Source organism: Desulfotomaculum sp., from assembly GCA_003513005.1.
Classification (GTDB): Bacteria; Bacillota; Desulfotomaculia; order Desulfotomaculales; family Nap2-2B; genus 46-80.
Map to the genome: position 1 here is coordinate 1 of DOTD01000050.1, position 17,912 is coordinate 17,912.

General features: G+C 48.2%; 15 protein-coding genes. 5 read left to right on the forward strand and 10 right to left on the reverse strand.

Annotated features, from left to right (window positions below):
• Window positions 1–383: 383 nt before the first annotated feature.
• From hypF to hypE, 4 genes are read left to right on the forward strand one after another with little or no spacing between them, the layout of a single operon-like run.
• Window positions 384–2,699, forward strand: coding sequence for a carbamoyltransferase HypF (hypF, locus tag DEH07_06130; GenBank protein HBY04112.1), 2,316 nt, complete (start codon window positions 384–386; stop codon window positions 2,697–2,699).
• On the forward strand, window positions 2,690–2,917 hold the full coding sequence (locus tag DEH07_06135; protein ID HBY04113.1) for a HypC/HybG/HupF family hydrogenase formation chaperone: 228 nt from the start codon (window positions 2,690–2,692) through the stop codon (window positions 2,915–2,917). Before hypF ends, DEH07_06135 begins: the two co-directional genes overlap by 10 nt.
• Window positions 2,907–4,013, forward strand: a complete 1,107-nt coding sequence (locus tag DEH07_06140; GenBank protein HBY04114.1) for a hydrogenase formation protein HypD — start codon at window positions 2,907–2,909, stop codon at window positions 4,011–4,013. The genes DEH07_06135 and DEH07_06140 overlap by 11 nt, the downstream gene beginning before the upstream one ends.
• A gap of 35 nt (window positions 4,014–4,048) precedes the next feature.
• Window positions 4,049–5,062: a hydrogenase expression/formation protein HypE gene (hypE, locus tag DEH07_06145; protein HBY04115.1), complete on the forward strand. Its 1,014-nt coding sequence runs from the start codon at window positions 4,049–4,051 to the stop codon at window positions 5,060–5,062.
• Between the two features lie 83 nt (window positions 5,063–5,145).
• Here the strand turns inward: hypE and DEH07_06150 are convergent, their stop codons facing one another.
• From DEH07_06150 to DEH07_06190, 9 genes are all read right to left on the reverse strand, one after another.
• Window positions 5,146–5,367 (reverse strand): hypothetical protein, encoded by a 222-nt coding sequence (locus DEH07_06150; GenBank protein HBY04116.1) that lies wholly within the window; start codon window positions 5,365–5,367, stop codon window positions 5,146–5,148.
• Window positions 5,368–5,574: 207 nt separating this feature from the next.
• The gene (locus DEH07_06155; GenBank protein HBY04117.1) at window positions 5,575–6,417 is read right to left on the reverse strand and encodes a hydrogenase; all 843 of its coding nucleotides are present in this window, start codon (window positions 6,415–6,417) and stop codon (window positions 5,575–5,577) included.
• Window positions 6,410–7,459: a sulfite reductase gene (locus DEH07_06160; GenBank protein ID HBY04118.1), complete on the reverse strand. Its 1,050-nt coding sequence runs from the start codon at window positions 7,457–7,459 to the stop codon at window positions 6,410–6,412. The genes DEH07_06155 and DEH07_06160 overlap by 8 nt, the downstream gene beginning before the upstream one ends.
• Window positions 7,460–7,470: 11 nt before the next feature.
• Window positions 7,471–8,436 carry a dehydrogenase gene (locus DEH07_06165; GenBank protein HBY04119.1) on the reverse strand — a complete coding sequence of 322 codons (966 nt, stop codon included), beginning with the start codon at window positions 8,434–8,436 and terminating at the stop codon, window positions 7,471–7,473.
• Entirely contained in the window at window positions 8,433–8,900 is a 468-nt protein-coding gene (locus DEH07_06170; GenBank protein ID HBY04120.1) for a hydrogenase iron-sulfur subunit, read from the reverse strand. The genes DEH07_06165 and DEH07_06170 overlap by 4 nt, the downstream gene beginning before the upstream one ends.
• Window positions 8,891–10,873, reverse strand: a complete 1,983-nt coding sequence (locus tag DEH07_06175; protein ID HBY04121.1) for a disulfide reductase — start codon at window positions 10,871–10,873, stop codon at window positions 8,891–8,893. Before DEH07_06175 ends, DEH07_06170 begins: the two co-directional genes overlap by 10 nt.
• A gap of 50 nt (window positions 10,874–10,923) precedes the next feature.
• Window positions 10,924–11,784, reverse strand: a complete 861-nt coding sequence (locus DEH07_06180) for a heterodisulfide reductase subunit B (protein ID HBY04122.1) — start codon at window positions 11,782–11,784, stop codon at window positions 10,924–10,926.
• Between the two features lie 5 nt (window positions 11,785–11,789).
• Window positions 11,790–12,362 (reverse strand): heterodisulfide reductase subunit C, encoded by a 573-nt coding sequence (locus DEH07_06185; GenBank protein ID HBY04123.1) that lies wholly within the window; start codon window positions 12,360–12,362, stop codon window positions 11,790–11,792.
• 285 nt (window positions 12,363–12,647) lie between these two features.
• Complete coding sequence (locus DEH07_06190) at window positions 12,648–14,189, reverse strand: trehalose-6-phosphate synthase (GenBank protein ID HBY04124.1); 1,542 nt, start codon at window positions 14,187–14,189, stop codon at window positions 12,648–12,650.
• A gap of 267 nt (window positions 14,190–14,456) precedes the next feature.
• On the opposite strand from DEH07_06190, the gene DEH07_06195 reads away from it, so the two are divergent.
• Entirely contained in the window at window positions 14,457–15,818 is a 1,362-nt protein-coding gene (locus tag DEH07_06195) for a TrpB-like pyridoxal phosphate-dependent enzyme (GenBank protein HBY04125.1), read from the forward strand.
• 72 nt (window positions 15,819–15,890) lie between these two features.
• On the opposite strand, the gene DEH07_06200 is transcribed toward DEH07_06195, so the two are convergent.
• On the reverse strand, window positions 15,891–17,789 hold the full coding sequence (locus DEH07_06200) for a molecular chaperone DnaK (protein ID HBY04126.1): 1,899 nt from the start codon (window positions 17,787–17,789) through the stop codon (window positions 15,891–15,893).
• Between the last annotated feature and the right edge of the window lie 123 nt (window positions 17,790–17,912).

The window sequence follows — 17,912 nt, forward strand, 5'->3', positions numbered from 1 at the left end:
AGGTGCAAAATGTTAAAACTACATCATTCTATGCCAATATCAAATCCTCTCTTGAAACGTGTTACAGGAACGGAATTAATGAATTCTATGCAATGCTTCGACTTTGCAGAGGGGATCCTTTAAAACTGAAAGAAATTCTTAATGCTGCAGAAAAAGGCTAGAAATTAGCCTTGTTCTGCATGTATATTTTTTGGGCTGTGAATAGTAACAGCTGGAACGTGATTAAACAACGCTGCCAAAATAAACAGGTTGTCTATGAAGGCATATTTATAATAAAATATATATTCACGTAAAAATAATAACATCCGGGAAGTGAAGGCAGTACAGTTTAAGGAGGAAATATAATATTTCCGGCGAATTTTCGAAAAAGGGGGCGAGTGGACTTGGACGGAAGGACGGATTTTAAGACAAAAAGAATTACCCATTACCGCCTTCTTATCAAAGGCGTTGTCCAGGGGGTTGGTTTTCGCCCCTTTGTCTATAACCTCGCGCTTACTATGGGTATTAAGGGAAGTGTTCTGAATTCAGGAGAAGGACTGGTTATAGAGGCTGAAGGTGAGGAGCAGGACATCCGCAACTTTTTAAAAGAGCTGAAAGAAAACACTCCCCGTCTGGCCAAGATCAGCAATTATCAGGAAATCGAGCTGCCTCCATGCGGGTACAAGTCCTTTGAAATACTCAAAAGTGCGCCCGGGAATGATAAAGAAGCTTTAATACCTCCGGATGTGGCTGCATGCCCTGAATGTATAAAAGAAATATTTGACCCGCAGGACAGGCATTACCAGTATCCTTTTACAAACTGCACCAATTGCGGGCCCCGTTTTACTGTAATCAACGAGGTCCCCTACGACAGGCCAAAAACTTCGATGGCTGTATTCAAGATGTGCGACGAGTGCGCCCGTGAATATTCCGATCCTGTCGACCGCAGGTTCCATGCCCAGCCCATAGCCTGTCCGAAATGCGGGCCCCGGGTGGAGGTTGTTGACCGTCAGGGAGTGAAAATTGACGGCCCGAAGGGATGGCTGGAGCTCTGCTGGGACATCCTGAAAGAGGGTAAAATTCTGGCTCTGAAGGGGTTGGGCGGTTTTCACCTGATCTGCAACGCGAAAAACACCGAGGCCGTAAAGGTTTTGCGCAGGCGAAAAGGCAGGGATGCAAAGCCGTTTGCGGTAATGGGCAGAGATTTGGAAACCGTTCAGAGATATTGTCTGACCACTCAACGAGAGGCCGAACTGCTTAGTTCGCCTCAGGCGCCAATAGTTATTTTAAGGAAGAAGATATCCTGCATGCTTCCGGGGGAGCTTGCTCCCGGTCTTAAAACACTGGGTTTTATGCTGCCCTATACACCTTTGCACCATCTTTTGTTAAACGGGCCTTTCGACGTTCTGGTAATGACCAGCGGCAATTACAGCAGTCTTCCTCTGGTTAAGGAAAACAGCAGGGCGTTTTCCGAACTTCATGAAATTGCGGATTTTTTCCTGGCGCATGACCGGGAAATAGTCAACAGGTGTGATGATTCACTGGTCAGGGTTATTGACGGGGAAGAACAAATTTACCGCCGGTCGCGCGGATATGTTCCGGGCTATTTATCTGTCCGGCGGGGGAGCAAAGCCCCGGTTATCCTCGGCGTAGGCGGAGAGATGAAGAACAGCTTTTGCCTGCTTAAGAAAGAGCAGGCTTTTATGAGCCAGTACATTGGTGAAATCGACAGCGTGGAAGGCGAAGAGAACCTTTTTGCCAGCCTCTCCAACTTTCAAAAACTCATTGGAGTCAATCCTGAGATTGTTGCCTACGATAGTCATCCGGGTTACCACTCAGCGCAGGTAGCCCTTAAAATTTACGCTCCGGCATATGAACAAATCCAGCACCATCATGCTCATTTGGCCAGCTGCATGGCTGACAACGAAATGGAAAACGAGGAAGTCATCGGGATTATTTTGGACGGGACCGGGTACGGCCCCGATGGCAACCTTTGGGGATTTGAAGCCATGACCGGTAATTATTCCGGCTTCAAACGCCGGTATCATCTTGCTTATGTTCCACTGCCCGGTGGGGAAATGGCCATCCGGCAGCCCTGGCGGACAGCGGTAGCCTATCTGATAACCTTTCTTCAGGAAAGAGGAAAAAAGTATGCCGCAATCCTTTTTAAAGATAAAAAAGTAGATATAATTGAAAAAATGGTTGTCAAAGGTTTTAATTCGCCTTTGTCCTCCGGTTGCGGAAGGCTTTTTGACGCGGTATCCGCTCTCACAGGGATTTGCCTGGAGAACACCTATGAGGGACAGGCCGCAATTGAGCTGGGAGAGGTAGCCCTGCAACCCGAAGAAGGCATCTATTTTCAGCCATATTCTTATGAGATTAGCGATGGCATCGTTTTCCCAGGCAGTATGATGGAAGAAATTCTAAAAGATAAATTTTCCGGTGTGCCTGCTGAAATTATTTCGACCAAATTTCACCAGACCATGGTCTATATCATCTGTGAACTTACGGAAAGAACCGCTGCAATAACTGGACTGAAAAAAGTAGTTTTAAGCGGAGGGACCTGGCAGAATTCATATCTTCTGCAGGCTGTCAAAAGGGTGTTAAAGACACGCGGCTATCAGGTTCTGACTCACAGCCAGGCGCCGGCAAACGATGGAGGAATTGCATTGGGACAGGTTATGATTGCAAACTGGAGGTGGCAGGAAAAGTGTGTTTAGGTATTCCCGGTCAGGTGATAGCAGTTGACAAGATAGAGAACTGGGCGGTTGTTGAAAGTTTCGGAGTTCAAAAAAAGGTCAGCATTCTTTTAATAGACGAGGAAGTAATTCCGGGTGAGTACCTGATGGTGCACGCAGGCTGCGCGATAGGAAAAATTAACGACGCTGATTACGCGCAGGAAACCTTAAAGCTTTTAGAGGAGGTTTATTTTGATTAACAGGAATGATCCCGAAATTGGTAAAAGGATTTTACAAGAACTGACCGGCCTTGCCGAAAAGGCAGCCTGCGAGTTGGGACGGCCGCCGGTTTTAATGGAAATTTGCGGCACGCATACGGTAGCTATCTCAAGGAGCGGCATCCGGAGTCTGTTAAAGGATTTCCTTGTACTGAAGAGCGGCCCCGGGTGTCCTGTCTGTGTAACCGATCAAAGTGACATTGACAGGATAATTCTCTTATCGCGTCAGCCCGGCGTTGTAATTGCAACTTTCGGTGATATGCTGCGCGTTCCCGGGACAGACTCGTCTCTGGAACAGGAGCGGGCGCGGCAGGCAAAGGTGGAAATCTTTTACTCTCCATTGGAAGCAGTTGATTTTGCAGAAAAATACCCGGGAGAACAGGTTGTTTTTTTGGGAATCGGTTTTGAAACAACTACGCCGGCTATCGCCCTGAGCATCAGGCAGGCGAGAAAGCAAGGCCTGCCCAACTATTCTGTTTTCTCCGTACACAAGGTTGTTCCTCCGGTAATGAGTGTGCTTCTTAACGATCCCGAACTTGGTGTGGATGGTTTTATCCTGCCGGGCCATGTATGTACTATAACAGGCAGGAAGGCTTTTGACTTTATTTCGGCCGATTATAACAAACCGGCTGTAATTGCCGGGTTTGAGTCTGTGGATGTCTTGGAAGCAATCTGCCTTTTGTTGAAACAGATTATTCAGCGGCAAGCCCGGACGGTTAACGGATATGCAAGGCTTGTTCAGGAGGAAGGAAACAAGAAGGCCAGGGAAATAATGAACCAGGTTTTCAGCCCTGCGGACGTCTGCTGGCGCGGCTTCGGCATTGTAGAGGGCAGCGGTCTGAAAATAAATCAGGATTATGTGGATTATGACGCCAGCCTCAGGTTTCCTGTTGAGACTGATGCGGTTTCACCGCAAAGCAATTTTGGCTGTGCATGCGGGGATGTCTTGAAGGGGAAAATTAATCCCGGGGATTGTCCCCTGTTTGCCAAAAGATGTACTCCGTTATGGCCGGTGGGACCGTGTATGGTTTCTTCCGAGGGCGCCTGCGCAGCCTATTATCAATACGAGTTAAGTTAATATAGATAAGATTGGAAAGTAGAGGGTGAAGGTTTTTGCAGGATAAATACGACATAGTGCTGCTCAGCCACGGGGATGGAGGGCTGCTGACCCACCGGTTGTTGGAAAAATACTTTTTGCCGTTTTTTAAAAATGAGATTCTGGAAAGCCTGACCGACGCAGCCTGTTTTCTGGTTCAACCGGGGCGGATGGCGGTAACGACAGATTCTTTTGTTGTCGATCCGATCTTTTTTCCCGGCGGTGATCTCGGCAAACTGGCTGTTTGCGGTACAGTCAATGATCTTGCCGTCAGTGGGGCTAAACCTTCCTATTTGGCTGCTTCTTTCATTCTCGAAGAAGGTTTTGCGCTGTCTGAGCTGGAAAGGATAATCGAATCAATGTCCCTGGCCTGTAAAGAGGCTGATGTGCAGATTATTACAGGGGATACCAAGGTAGTCGGCAGGGGACAGGCGGATAAAGTTTATATAACGACTACCGGCATAGGATACGTACTGCCGGAGACAAATCTGGCTTACTTCCGGATCAAGCCCGGCGACGCGGTCCTGGTTAACGGTCCGTTGGGAGAACATGGTCTGGCCATTATGCTTCAGCGGGAGTCCCTTGGCCTGGAGAACCAGGTTTTCAGCGACTGTGCTCCCTTAAACAAGATAATTGAGCCACTTATAAAACGCTTTCAGGGCATAAAATTTATGCGCGATTTAACCAGAGGCGGCCTGGCGACTACAGCCAAGGAAATTGCTCTGGCTTCCGGCATGGACATCTGGTTTGATGAAACTAGTCTTCCCGTCGGAAAAACTGTCAAAGGGATTGCAGAACTCCTGGGGTTGGATCCCCTTTATCTGGCCAACGAAGGGAAGTTTTTAACTATTGTGGAAGCCCGTGAGGCGGAAAGCGTCTTAAGTTATCTGAAGAATGACTGTGATGCAAAAGAAGCCTGCATCATTGGAGAAATAAGACCGGGCAGGGGGGATGTCTGTCTCAAAACTGCGCTTGGCGGCATAAGAAAATTAAATATGCTTGCCGGCGCTCCGCTGCCAAGGATCTGCTGATCTGCGTAAAAGAATAGAATAAACCGTCTGCCTAAGATGCAGCCGGTTTATTCTATAACGTAGATATTTCCAAAAAGACTAACCTAAACTGCAACAACACTTTTTACTTCGGGAATTTCTTGTTTCAGAACTTGCTCTATTCCGTTTTTCAGGGTCATAGCAGCAGCCGGACAACCTCCACAGGCTCCCTTTAACCTGACTTGTACTACGCCTTCAGAATTAACGTCAACAAGCTCAACATCTCCGCCATCTCTTTGGAGAAGAGGTCTGACTTTATTTAATGCTTCCCGTACCTTTTCCTTCATTAATTACAACTCCCTCCGGTATACGATAGATTGAACAAGCGTTAATGATTCATTGTACATTTAAACACTGCCAATGGCAAAAAGAATATATTAATAGAATATATGTTTTTAATAAGTATATTTTATTAATGTGATCAACAGTAAAAAATAAAGCAGCCTTGAGTTCAGACTGCCTTAATTTAAAAATCTTTAATTTTATTGATTTTATTAATACTCCTGGGGAAGCTGTTTCAACTGATCCAGGAAAAAGACGGGTCCGTCCAGGCAGACGTATTTGCTGCCTATATTGCACCTGCCGCATTTCCCGATGCCGCACTTCATTCTCATTTCCAGAGTTGTGATTACATGATCATCCTGGTAGCCCAATTTCTGAAGATTTTGCAGGACGAACTTGATCATTATCGGCGGCCCGCAGGTCAGGGCATACTTGTTTTCAGGCGACGGCTGCAGCTCTTCCAGGTAAGTAGGAACAAAGGCGACGTGTCCGTCCCAACCCTCTTCGGCTCTGTCAATGGTTGTATGAATTTGTGTATCCTGCCTTTTGGGCCAGTTTTCGAACAGTTCTCTTTTAAAACACAGGTCGTCCACCGAACGGGCGCCGTAGATTATATCCACCTTGCCGTAATCCTTGCGGTGTTCATCGTCAAGGACATAGTTGATCAGCGAACGCAGAGGCGCCAGCGCAAAACCTCCCGCGATAAACAGGATGTCTTTTCCCTCTAAGAGTTTGTAAGGAAAATTGTTTCCGTACGGCCCCCGTATACCGATCTGATCGCCTACCTCAAGCTGATGAATTACGTTGGTCAGGCGCCCGACCCTTTTAATGGTAAATTCCAGAAAATCTTTATAAGTCGGGGAGGAGGTAATCGAAATCATGGCCTCTCCTACGCCAGGTATAGAGAGCATGGCGCATTGCCCGGGTTCATGCAGAAAATCCCCTTTACCGCCGCCTTCGAATTCAACCTTAAAAGTTTTTGTATCGCTCGTTTCATCAATGATATTAGTAATATACGCCATGCGCGGCAGGATGGGGTTTTGACAATTACTCATTCCCGGCCACCTCCTGCAAGTCAAGAATGATTTTACGGGGATCAATGTTTACCGGGCACTTTTGAACACAACGCCCGCAGCCCACACAGCCAAAAAGGCCGTATCTGTCTTCGTGGTATTTGAATTTGTGCAAAAAGCGGTTCCGTACCCGTTCCTTTTTGCTTGGACGCGGGTTATGGCCGCCTGCCATCAATGTGAAATCTTTAAACTGGCAGGAATCCCAGCAGCGAATTCTTTCTCCTTCAAGGCCGCTTCTTGCGTAATCATTAATATCAAAACAATGGCATGTCGGGCAAAGGTAGGTGCAGATCCCGCAGCCCAGGCAGCGGTATGAAAGCTCCTCCCAGTACGGAATCTCGTAATTTGCATCCAAGAAAGCTTTTACCTTTGCTAGATTGAAATCGCCTTTTAAGCCTGTCGGTTGTTTAAGCAGCCGGTCTGTGCCTTCACGTTTTTCCTTGTCAATCTGTTCTGCGCTGCTGTCTGAGAAAAACCGTGAATATTTGTTGATTAATTCAGTTCCCTTATCGGTCAGGCCCTCTGCCAGGAAATCTCCCCCGGTTGGGATCAGGAAAATATCTGATCCGTTTGATTCCAGGGGACCGCCGCCAACTTTAAAGCAGAAGCAATTTCTGCCCACGGACTGGCAGCCAAGCCCTATAATTATTGTATTCTTCCTTCTGTCGCAATAATAGTTATCATCAAATTTACCGTCAAAAACCGGATCCAGGGCCAAAATAGATTTAAGATCGCATGGATGTACGCCAAAAAGCACAGCTTCGCCGGGCAAAGAAGGTGTTGACAGCTCGTACTTGCCTTCCTCCAGGCGGAAGGAAAAGATCTGTTCTGTTTGCGGGAAAAACCAGCTTTTGGGCGGCACAAACGAGTTCTGAAAAGCAAAGTCAATTTGTCCGGCGTCCGCCACGGGGCTGAAGGAAACAAGTTCATGTTCCCGGACGGGGGCAATCAGGATACGGTCTTTGGTTAGTTCCTGCAAGAATTGGACCAGGTTATCCTTGGTTATTTTTTTGCAAACTGCCACAAAATCACCCCCTAATTTTGACTTTCCGGATCGTCGAGAGAGTAAAAGCTCAGCGCCGGGAGGGCTTCAAGATCGCTGCCGGGCATGGGCGCCCCGAACAGTTCCTTGATGTCCTTGATTATTTTCCTGTTTAATACCCGCAGGGGTATTTCCGCGGGGCAGACCCTCTCGCATTCTCCGCAATCGGTGCAGCGGCCGGCTACATGAAAAGCCCTGATCAAATGAAAAGCGGTGTTGTCGGAAAGATTCACCGTTTTTGCCACCCAGTCCGGTTCAACCATATCAAAAACACACTCCCGGCAGCTGCAGGCCGGACAGGAGTTGCGGCAGGCATAGCAACGCAGGCACCGTTCAAAGTATTTGTCCCAGTACCTGCTTTTTTCTTCAAGCGGGGCGTCTTCCAGGGCCGCTACGTCGTTGAACTGGAGGTCGGCCTTGTCAGCTTCAAAACCTTTTTCTCCGAACAGGTGATCTGAAATTACCGGACGGCTGGACTCGCACTGGCGGCATTTTTCCAGGAGCCCTTCATCCAGGCTGAAGGTAATCAGGCCGCCGCTGGTTTGCAGCTTGAAACCGGAATTGTCCGCTGTTGCTTCGGAAACAATAGCATCTACGGGCATTTTTGCCTCAGCTTGTCCCGATTTTAATTGCCCGGGACAGTTTACACCCAGAACGATTATTTTTTCCCGTTCGATCTGTTTATCCTGCAAGAGCCGGATTATTGAACGGGAGTCGCAGCCTTTGACTACTATTGCTATTTTCCCGTCAAAGTTATTCCATTGCAGCAAATAATTTGCCAGATTCGACACGCAAAAGGGGTTGAAAACCAGTTTGCCGACGTCTTCGGCGCGTTTGATGAATACTGGCATGGTTTTTGTATTATCGCTTCCAGCCCCGTAGCCGATGACCATTTGTACATCCCCGGCGGCCAGCAGCTGGCTGGAGGTTGCTCTGATTTGCTCCTCTATCCCTTTCATGCCGGTCTATCTCCTTGTTTAAAGACGTTAGATCTTTTGAGTTTTTTATTTGGACCAAGTTTTTTAATTTGCTCGTCTATTTTTTTCATAGTTTCAGCAAATTTTGCTCCTTCGGAGCCGCTAATCCAGTAAAACTGAAAACGTTCCGGCTCCAGGCCTACAAATTCCAGAAGCTTTTTCAAAACCTGCAGACGCCTTCTGGCATGGTAATTGCCGCTAGAATAGTGGCAGTCGCCGGGGTGGCACCCACTGACAAAGACGCCATCAGCCCCTTGTTGAAGCGCACGGATAATAAACTGCGGATTAACCCGTCCGGAGCAGGGAACTCTGATTACCCGTACTGTCGTCGGGTAATTCATCCGGCTTATGCCGGCCAGATCCGCTCCCGCATAGGTGCACCATCTGCAGCAAATTCCGACAATCTTAGGCTGCCAATTTTCCTGGGACTCGTTTTCTATTGACATAACGCATCCACCTCAGATAGTAATTGTTCGTTGGTAAAGCCTTTTAAGTTGAGCGCTCCCGGACGGCAGGCAACCGTGCAGGCGCCGCATCCCTGGCACAAGCCGCTGTTGACGGAAGCTACCACACGTGTTACCTGTTTGCCGGGCAGCCTTTCCACAATTTCCTTGGGTTCGATAGCACGGTAGGGGCAAATCCCTTGGCAGGCCAGGCAGCCCGAGCATATTGCCTCATTTACACGGGCGATAGTTGGTTCCCCGGCTATCTCGGAATGTGAAAGCAGCCCGATTATTTTAGCTGCGGCGCCGCTGGCCTGGGCAACCGTGTCGGGAATATCCTTCGGTCCCTGGCAGGCGCCGGCCAGAAATACACCGCCGGTATTTGTTTCCACCGGCCGGAGTTTCGGATGGGCTTCCTGGAAAAATCCGTCTTTGTCGACTGTAAATCCAACTGTCCGGGCAACATCAGCGGAACCCGCGGAAGGTATCATTGCCGTAGCCAGTACGACCATGTCGGCAACGACTTCAACCGGCCTGCCCAGAAGAGTATCGGCCCCTTTGACAATCAGATGGTTGCCCTCAGGATAGATCTTGGATACTCTTCCTCTGGTGTAGATGGCCCCTTCGTGTAAGGTTTTTAAATAGAACTCCTCGTATGCCTTGCCTGCGCAGCGAACGTCTATATAAAAGATAACCACCTGTGATCCGGGGATTTTCTCCAGAACCTGGTGGGCGTGTTTGGCTGTGTACATGCAGCAGGCCCTGGAGCAGTATTCCCTGCCCTTGGCCTCGTCACGCGAACCCACACATTTAACAAAGACAACCGTTTTAGGCTGTTCGCCGTCAGAGGGGCGCAGGATTTTGCCGCCGGTCGGGCCGGAGGCGTTCACCATCCGCTCAAAATGCAGGCCGGTAACTACATCGGGATATTTTCCATATCCGTATTCACCATATATCTTGGTCCAGTCAATTAAATCATAGCCGGTCGCCGCAAGGATTGCGCCGACGTTTTCGGTAACGAACTCATCCCCTTGTTCATAGTCAATTGCGCCTGTAGGGCAAAACTTCTGGCAGACGCCGCATTTGCCTTTGACAAACTGCCGGCAGCGTTCACGGTCAATAACCGGCCGGTTGGGCACCGCCTGGGGAAAGGGGACATAGATAGCTTTGCGCATGCTCATTCCCAGGTCAAATTCATTGGGTATATTTTTAGTGGGGCATTTTGCCCAGCAGATACCGCACCCTGTGCACTTGCTGTTCACAGAACGCGCTTTTTGTTTAACCACCACGGAGAAATTTCCTATATAACCCTTTACCTCTTCCACTTCCGCATAGGTATAAATCTTGATGTTGGGGTGCTGGGCAGCGCTCACCATTTTAGGTGTGCTGATACAGGCCGAACAGTCAAGAGTGGGGAAGGTTTTATCCAGTAAGACCATCTTGCCTCCGATGGTTGGTTCTCTTTCTACTATAATTACTTCGTTGCCGGCGTCGGCAATATCAAGGGCAGCCTGGATACCGGCAATACCCCCGCCGATGATCAGCGCTCTTTTGGTTACCGGGATAGCGCTCTCAAAAAGCGGCTCCAGTTTTCCAGCCTTGGCAACCGCCCTGCGCACCAGTTCAATAGCTTTTTGGGTGGCTTTTTCCGGTTCGTGCTGGTGTACCCATGAGCATTGCTCACGGATATTCGCCATTTCCAGCATATAGGGGTTTAAGCCTGCACGGGCAATATTCTTACGGAAGGTGATTTCATGCAGGGTGGGAGAGCAGGAAGCGACGACCACCCCGGTCAGACGGTGTTCCTTGATTGCGGAAACGATCATCTCCTGGCCAGGCTCCGAGCACATGTACTTATATTCGGCGCTGTAGACCACCCCGTGGAACTTGGCAGCTTCCCGGGCTACCGCGGGTACGTCCACAACACCTCCTATATTCGAACCGCACCAGCAGATAAAAACACCAATGCGTTGCATATTATCGCTCCTCGTTGTAATACAATTTTAACCACTTCTCAGGTATTTCTTCAGACAACCTTTTTAACTAATTCAGATGTATCGGTAATGTTGTATTCGACACCCATATCCTTTTTGCTGAAGCCCATAGCCAACCCCAGGATCTGGGTAAAATAAAAAATGGGCATCTCTTTTAAGGCGCCCTTTGTTTGAGCAGTAAAAGACTGGTAATAGTCCAGGTTCATGTGGCAAAATGCGCAGGGGGTAACAATACAGTTGGCATCCGCTGCATTGGCGGCCTTGATGATTCTGGATACCAGAGCAGTGACGATATCGTTGTTGGTGACCGACAGGGACGCCCCGCAGCATTCCGTTTTATGGGACCAGTCCACTACCTGGGCTCCGGTTGCTTGCATAAGCCTGTCCATGATCGTCGGGTTTTCCGGGTCGTCAATCTTTACTTTTGACGGCCGGACCAGCAGACACCCGTAATAGGTCGCAATACGAAAATCTTTCATAGACTTGGTAACCTTGGCCTTGATGCTTTCCTCATCCAAACCCGCAATGACTTCCAGGATCGAATTCACCTTTACCGCTGCCTTATAATCGTAACCTGTTATTTCATTCACCTGTTCGAGTAATTTTTTGTCCTGCGCCAGTTCTGCCTGAGCAAGGGCCAGCCTCTGGTAACAGGCCGAACAGGAGGCTGTGACAGTATCGAAGCCCATTTTTTCTACAAGGGCCAGGTTCCGTGCCGCCAGGGACACGGCCAGGAGGTGGTCAGTGCTGTGCGCGGCGGTAGCCCCGCAGCAGCTCCAGTCAGGTATCTCGACCAAATCTATGCCTAAATTTTTGCAGACAATCTTTGCTGAAGCTTCGTAATCTCTGGCGCTGGTTTCGTAGGCGCAGCCGGGGTAATAGGCAATTTTCACTACCCTTAAGCCCCTTTCTTTAATCTATTGATTCGTTGAAAAATTTCCTTGACTTCACTAACTCCTTTGAATCTGTTCGGCTTAATCTTTATTTTTCCGTTGTTAAATAGTTTTAAACCAAGTTTCGCGTTGAGAAAAGGCTGACGACTTCTTAAATTAAATAAAACCATGGCTAAGACATCATGCGACCGGCCAAACCTGCTTAAAGTATCTAAGAAGGCCTGGTTGAAAATATTTACCTTGCGGCTTCTGCCCGTGCCGGAAATGTTTCTTTCGGCGGCCATTATGCGCAGGCTGTCCATTACGTCCGCCACGCCGATGTTGCGCGGACAACGGACAGAGCAGGTTGAGCAGTAAGCGCAAAGGCGTATAGTCTGAGAATTCAGGACATCATCTGTCAATCCCAGCTGAACCATTCTCATAATCTGGTTTGGCGTAAAATCCATTGCAAAAGCAACCGGGCAACCGGCAGTGCATTTGCCGCACTGATAGCACAAAGTAGCATCCTGACCGCTGTGCAGAAGCACTTCCTTGCTGAGATCAGACTTCCTATCATCGATGACAATTGGTTGTCGCATCACAAAAACCCCAACCCTCTTTGAAAAGTTTTTAATTGGGAATAAAGCAGTTTCTATTATCTTTACAGCTCTGCTCCCTTACCTTTTTAAGCATAACCTCCTCTTGAATTTTTATAAAAATAAATTTTTTATTGCCAATACTATATCATCGACATGACAAACATGCAATAGTAAGCGGAAAAAGACACAGGGGGACGGTTCTCCTGTGTCTCAGAGTAGTTGAGGCAAACAAAAAAGCCGGTTGGATACCGGCTTGACAGTCCAGAAGGAAAATTATTAAAGGTATTAAGATAACCTGGCTGCTTTTGAGGATGAGATACCTTCTTCCGTAACCGGCCTGATTGATGATACAGCGATGAGTTTCAGGTTGGTCTGCCACCACCATTGGATATCTTTATTCACAACCGACTGTTTTAAAATTCTTAAGTGCTCTTGTTTTTCCGCGGCAGACATTTCCAGCGCCTTTTTGATTTTAACTGCAAGCTGTTCGTAGTCGTAAGGGTTGGCCAGCAGGGCGCCTTCCAATTGTTCGGCTGCTCCGGCATAAGTGCTGAGCAAAAGCACTCCATTGCCGTCATTTCGGGAAGCAACAAATTCCTTCGCTACGAGATTAAGCCCGTCACGCACGGGAGTAACCATCATTACATCAGCGGCCAGATAATGGGCTACAAGTTCAGTTTCATCCAGTGAACGGTTCAGGTACCTGACCGGGACTGCTCCGTAGCCCTGATCATAGAGGCCGTTAATTTCCCCGACAACCTGCGCGATCTTTTGTCTGTACAGATCATAGGTGTCTGCGCCGTTCCTGGTGGGTACACCTATCTGAAGCAGGCTCACTTTGCTTCGGTACCTGGGATATTTTTTCAAAAATTCTCCCAGGGCTTTTATTTTTTCAGGGATGCCTTTTGTATAATCCAGTCTGTCAATCCCGAGCAGCAGGTATTCGGAACCTATAGCGCTCCTGATTTCGTGTGCCCGCTGCCTGACCAGCGGATTAGCAGCCAGTTGTTCAAAGCGGCGCCAGTCAATGCCGACAGGAAGATCCCTGACCATTATTCTCCTGTCGCGCAGCCTGATTGTTCCCTTCTCCTGATTTATTTTAGCAGGGAAATAATGTTCTACGCAGGCAAGGAAGTTGTTTACATAAGATCGCGTATGAAAAGCTACAAGATCACTCCCAAGCAAACCCTGCAGCAGCTGTTTTCCCCAGGGCAAAAGCTGAAAAACGTCCAGCGGAGGGAAAGGAATGTGCCAGAAGAAGGCTATTCTTGCCAGGGGATAGTAGCGCCTGATCAGTTTGGGCGCCAGCATAAGGTGATAATCATGTACCCAAAAAAGATCATTCTGCTGTGTTACGCGGACTGTTATTTGCGCAAATCTGTAATTGACCCTGCGGTAGGCGTGCCAGAATTCTCCTTCGAAAACACACTTGTCAATCATCTGATGGGCGAGGGGCCATAAAGTACTGTTGGAAAAACCGTGGTAATATGCGTTGTAGTCCTTTTCATTTAAGATTATTTCCTGAACATTGTACTGGGGTTGGTCAGTTGGGATTGCTGCCAGGATACCCTGACTGTTCCGGTTGTTGTCCAGCCTTCCGCACCAGGATACCCAAATTCCCTTGTTGCTGGTCAATACAGGTTCAACTGCTGATACCAGTCCGCTTACGGAACGTGTAGTTTTCAGCTTGCCGTTTTCCTCCGCGAACGTATAAGCGCCCCTGTTAGAAATTACTGCCAGGCTGTCCACAGGATTGCTATTCAGGGACGTTTGCATTTTCCCCACCTCCTGAATACTTTTAAGATGGCGTCTCTTTATTACAGACATCCTGTCATTAGGTTATAAGTTGTTGGTTCGGGCTGAATTACACTATACTGAAATACTCTACAGTTTAAAACCAGGAAGGACTTATGAGAGTATAATTAATTATAATATTTTTAACCAGGGTTTGTCAATGATATATTTTTCCGAAATTACAGATTAAATAAAGTAATATGTTATTTTGTACTTTCTTGATTTATTATCTTTTTATAAAGTAAAATATAATATTAATCGGTCAATAGTCTACTTGAGAAGAGGGGAGCTTTTAAAAGTATGGAGAAACTGAAAGTATTTCTTTCCGAGAATGAGATTCCAACCCACTGGTATAATATCATGGCGGACATGCCCAATTTGCCGAAACCGCCGCTGCACCCGGGGACAGGACAACCTTTGACACCCGATGATCTAAAGCCGATTTTTCCAATGGGCCTGATTATGCAGGAAGCAACATTGGAAAGGTGGATTGAGATCCCTGATGAGGTGAGGGAATTATACCGTTTGTGGCGTCCTTCTCCGTTACACAGGGCAAGGTACCTCGAAAAAGCGCTGGATACACCCGCACGCATCTTTTACAAATATGAAGGAGTAAGTCCGGCGGGCAGCCATAAGCTGAATACTGCGCTTGCCCAGGCCTACTATAATAAGAAGGAAGGCATCAAACGCCTGGCCACCGAGACAGGCGCCGGACAGTGGGGTACTGCTTTATCTCAGGCCTGCAGCTTTTTTGGCCTTGAGTGCGTCGTTTACATGGTAAAAGTCAGCTACCAGCAAAAACCTTACCGCCGCTCAATTATGGAAATTTTCGGGGGGAGCGTATACGCGAGTCCAAGCGAACGTACAAATACCGGCCGCCGTGTTCTTGCCGAGAATCCCGATACACCGGGCAGTTTAGGCCTGGCTATCAGTGAAGCCGTTGAAGAGGCTGCCGGACGTGAAGACACCAATTATTCCCTGGGCAGCGTTTTAAATCATGTCCTGCTGCACCAGACCGTGATTGGTCTGGAGGTTAAAGAACAGATGGCCAAAGCTGGTTATTACCCGGACGTAGTAATCGGGTGTGTCGGCGGAGGAAGCAATTTTGGGGGTTTTGCTTTCCCCTTTGCTTATGACAAAATAACCAAGGGAACGAAAGTACGCATGGTGGCTGTTGAGCCCACCGCCTGCCCGACACTTACGCGTGGACTGCACACCTATGATTTCGGTGATGTTGCCGGTTTTACACCGCTTCTTTACATGTATACCTTGGGGTCGGGCTTTATACCGCCGGGCATTCATGCAGGGGGCTTGAGGTATCACGGGGGTTCGCCGCTGCTTTCCCAGTTGGTGGCAGATAAGATAATCGAAGCCCGGGCTCTTGATCAAACCTCGATTTTCAAGGGAGCAATTCAGTTTGCTAAGTGTGAGGGCATAGTTCCGGCTCCTGAGTCCGCCCATGCAATTCAGCAGGCAATTGTGGAGGCAATCGAGGCAAGGGAAGCAGGGGAGGCAAGGACCATCCTGTTCAACCTGAGCGGGCATGGTCACCTTGATCTTGCCGCCTATGACAATTTCCTGTCCGGTAACCTAATTGACTATCCGCTTCCGGAGGAAGATTTAAAAGGGGCTTTAAGCAATCTGCCAAAGGCTCCTGAATAGGAATTGTATTAAAAAAACCGTACGAAACGCGCCTTTTTGTGCGATCGTACGGTTTTTTTCTTTTTAACTTTTTTAGCTTTTTTCTTCAAATTCAGCGTCTACGACATCATCAGGCTTTGGCCTTCCCGGAGGAGGTCCGCCGGGACCGGGTGCGGCATTTTCTCCATGTGTTTTTTGATAGACAGCTTCGGACAGCGAGTAGGCAGCCTGCTGGAGATCATCGTGCAGTGAACGCACCCTTTCAATCGGAGCATTTTCCTTTAAAGCAGTTTTCAAATCATTAAGTATCTGCTCGATACGGGCCTTTTCATGAACGGGGATACTATCCTGAAAATCTTTCAGCTGCCGTTCCACACGGTAAGCCAACCCGTCCGCCTCATTACGCACTTCCACTTCCTGCTTGCGCTTTTTATCTTCCTCGGTATTCATTTCAGCATCTCTGACCATGCGGTCAATTTCCTCTTTGACGAGGCTGGTTGAACCTGTTATGGTAATGGTCTGTTCTTTGGCCGTTGCTTTATCCCTCGCATTGACTTTGAGTATGCCGTTTGCGTCTATGTCGAAGGTGACTTCGATTTGCGGCATTCCCCGGGGCGCCAAAGGGATGCCGTCCAATTTAAACTGTCCGAGCGAACGGTTGTCCCTGGCCATTTCCCTTTCTCCCTGGAGAACATGAATATCAACAGCCGGCTGGCTGTCCTCCGCGGTGGTGAAAATTTGGCTGCGCTTTGTCGGAATGGTCGTGTTTCGCTCGATAATCTTGGACATTATTCCCCCCAGTGTTTCTACCCCCAGGGAGAGAGGTGTAACATCAAGCAGGACGACATCTTTTACCTCACCGACTAAAACACCCGCCTGTATGGCTGCGCCGACGGCGACTACCTCATCAGGATTAACGCCCTGATTCGGCTCCCTTCCCCCGGTCATTTCGCGGACAAGCTTCTGTACAGCCGGGATACGCGTCGAGCCGCCTACCAGGATTACTTCATCAATGTCCTTCTCGCTGAGTTTGGCGTCGGCTAGGGCTGTTTTAACCGGTCCCCGGCAGCGTTCAACCAGGTAATGGGTCAAATCGTCGAATTTCGCCCTGGCAAGCTTCATGTCCAGATGCTTGGGTCCGCTGGCGTCGGCAGTGATAAAAGGAAGACTGATATTTGTTTCAAGCGTTGTGGACAGCTCTGTCTTGGCTTTCTCAGCGGCCTCGATAAGGCGCTGCAAGGCCTGTTTGTCGGACCTCAAGTCGATGCCGTAATTCTTCTTGAATTCGTCAGCCATCCAATTCACTATTTCCTTGTCGAAGTTATCCCCGCCCAGATGAGTGTCGCCGTTGGTTGATTTAACTTCAAAAACACCGTCTCCGACTTCAAGGATGGAAACATCAAAGGTACCTCCACCGAGGTCGAAAACCATGACCATTTCGTTATTTTTCTTATCCATTCCGTATGCTAAAGAGGCTGCCGTCGGTTCGTTGATTATTCTCAGCACATTTAAACCGGCTATTTTCCCCGCGTCTTTGGTTGACTGACGCTGGGCGTCGTTAAAATATGCCGGAACGGTAATTACGGCGTCGACAACTTTTTCACCAAGGTATTTTGACGCGTCGTCAACTAATTTTTTCAGTATCATTGCTGAAATTTCCTCAGGCGCGTAGTTTTTATCGCCGACTTGGAAGCGTACGGCGTCGTTCGGCCCTGAAACTGCTTTATAAGTTACAAGGTTTCTTTCCTCGCTGACTTCCGAATAACGCCGTCCAATGAAACGCTTGATTGAAAACAGTGTTTTTTCCGGGTTTAGGGCTGCCTGACGCCTGGCTATCTGCCCGACAAGCCTTTCACCATCGTCTTTAAAAGCTACTACTGAAGGTGTGGTCCGGCTTCCTTCGGCGTTAACTATCACCGTGGGTTTGCCGCCTTCCATAACCGCCACAACTGAATTTGTTGTACCAAGGTCAATTCCTACTGCTTTAGCCATTATTTAACCCCCTTATATCATATTTTTGATTATTTTTTAAATCTTATCCTCGCCAGGATGTATATTAATTATGAAGAGACAGATTGTTGCATTCGAATTCCATGTTTAAATTATAAAACTTAA

Bases quoted from the DNA above. Each gene is read 5' to 3' on its own strand.
- DEH07_06200 (HBY04126.1), bottom strand. From the start codon at position 17,789: ATGGCTAAAGCAGTAGGAATTGACCTTGGTACAACAAATTCAGTTGTG.
- DEH07_06155 (HBY04117.1), bottom strand. From the start codon at position 6,417: ATGAGTAATTGTCAAAACCCCATCCTGCCGCGCATGGCGTATATTACT.
- DEH07_06185 (HBY04123.1), bottom strand. From the start codon at position 12,362: ATGCGACAACCAATTGTCATCGATGATAGGAAGTCTGATCTCAGCAAG.
- DEH07_06170 (HBY04120.1), bottom strand. From the start codon at position 8,900: ATGTCAATAGAAAACGAGTCCCAGGAAAATTGGCAGCCTAAGATTGTC.
- DEH07_06165 (HBY04119.1), bottom strand. From the start codon at position 8,436: ATGAAAGGGATAGAGGAGCAAATCAGAGCAACCTCCAGCCAGCTGCTG.
- DEH07_06190 (HBY04124.1), bottom strand. From the start codon at position 14,189: ATGTCTGTAATAAAGAGACGCCATCTTAAAAGTATTCAGGAGGTGGGG.
- DEH07_06195 (HBY04125.1), top strand. From the start codon at position 14,457: ATGGAGAAACTGAAAGTATTTCTTTCCGAGAATGAGATTCCAACCCAC.
- DEH07_06150 (HBY04116.1), bottom strand. From the start codon at position 5,367: ATGAAGGAAAAGGTACGGGAAGCATTAAATAAAGTCAGACCTCTTCTC.
- DEH07_06175 (HBY04121.1), bottom strand. From the start codon at position 10,873: ATGCAACGCATTGGTGTTTTTATCTGCTGGTGCGGTTCGAATATAGGA.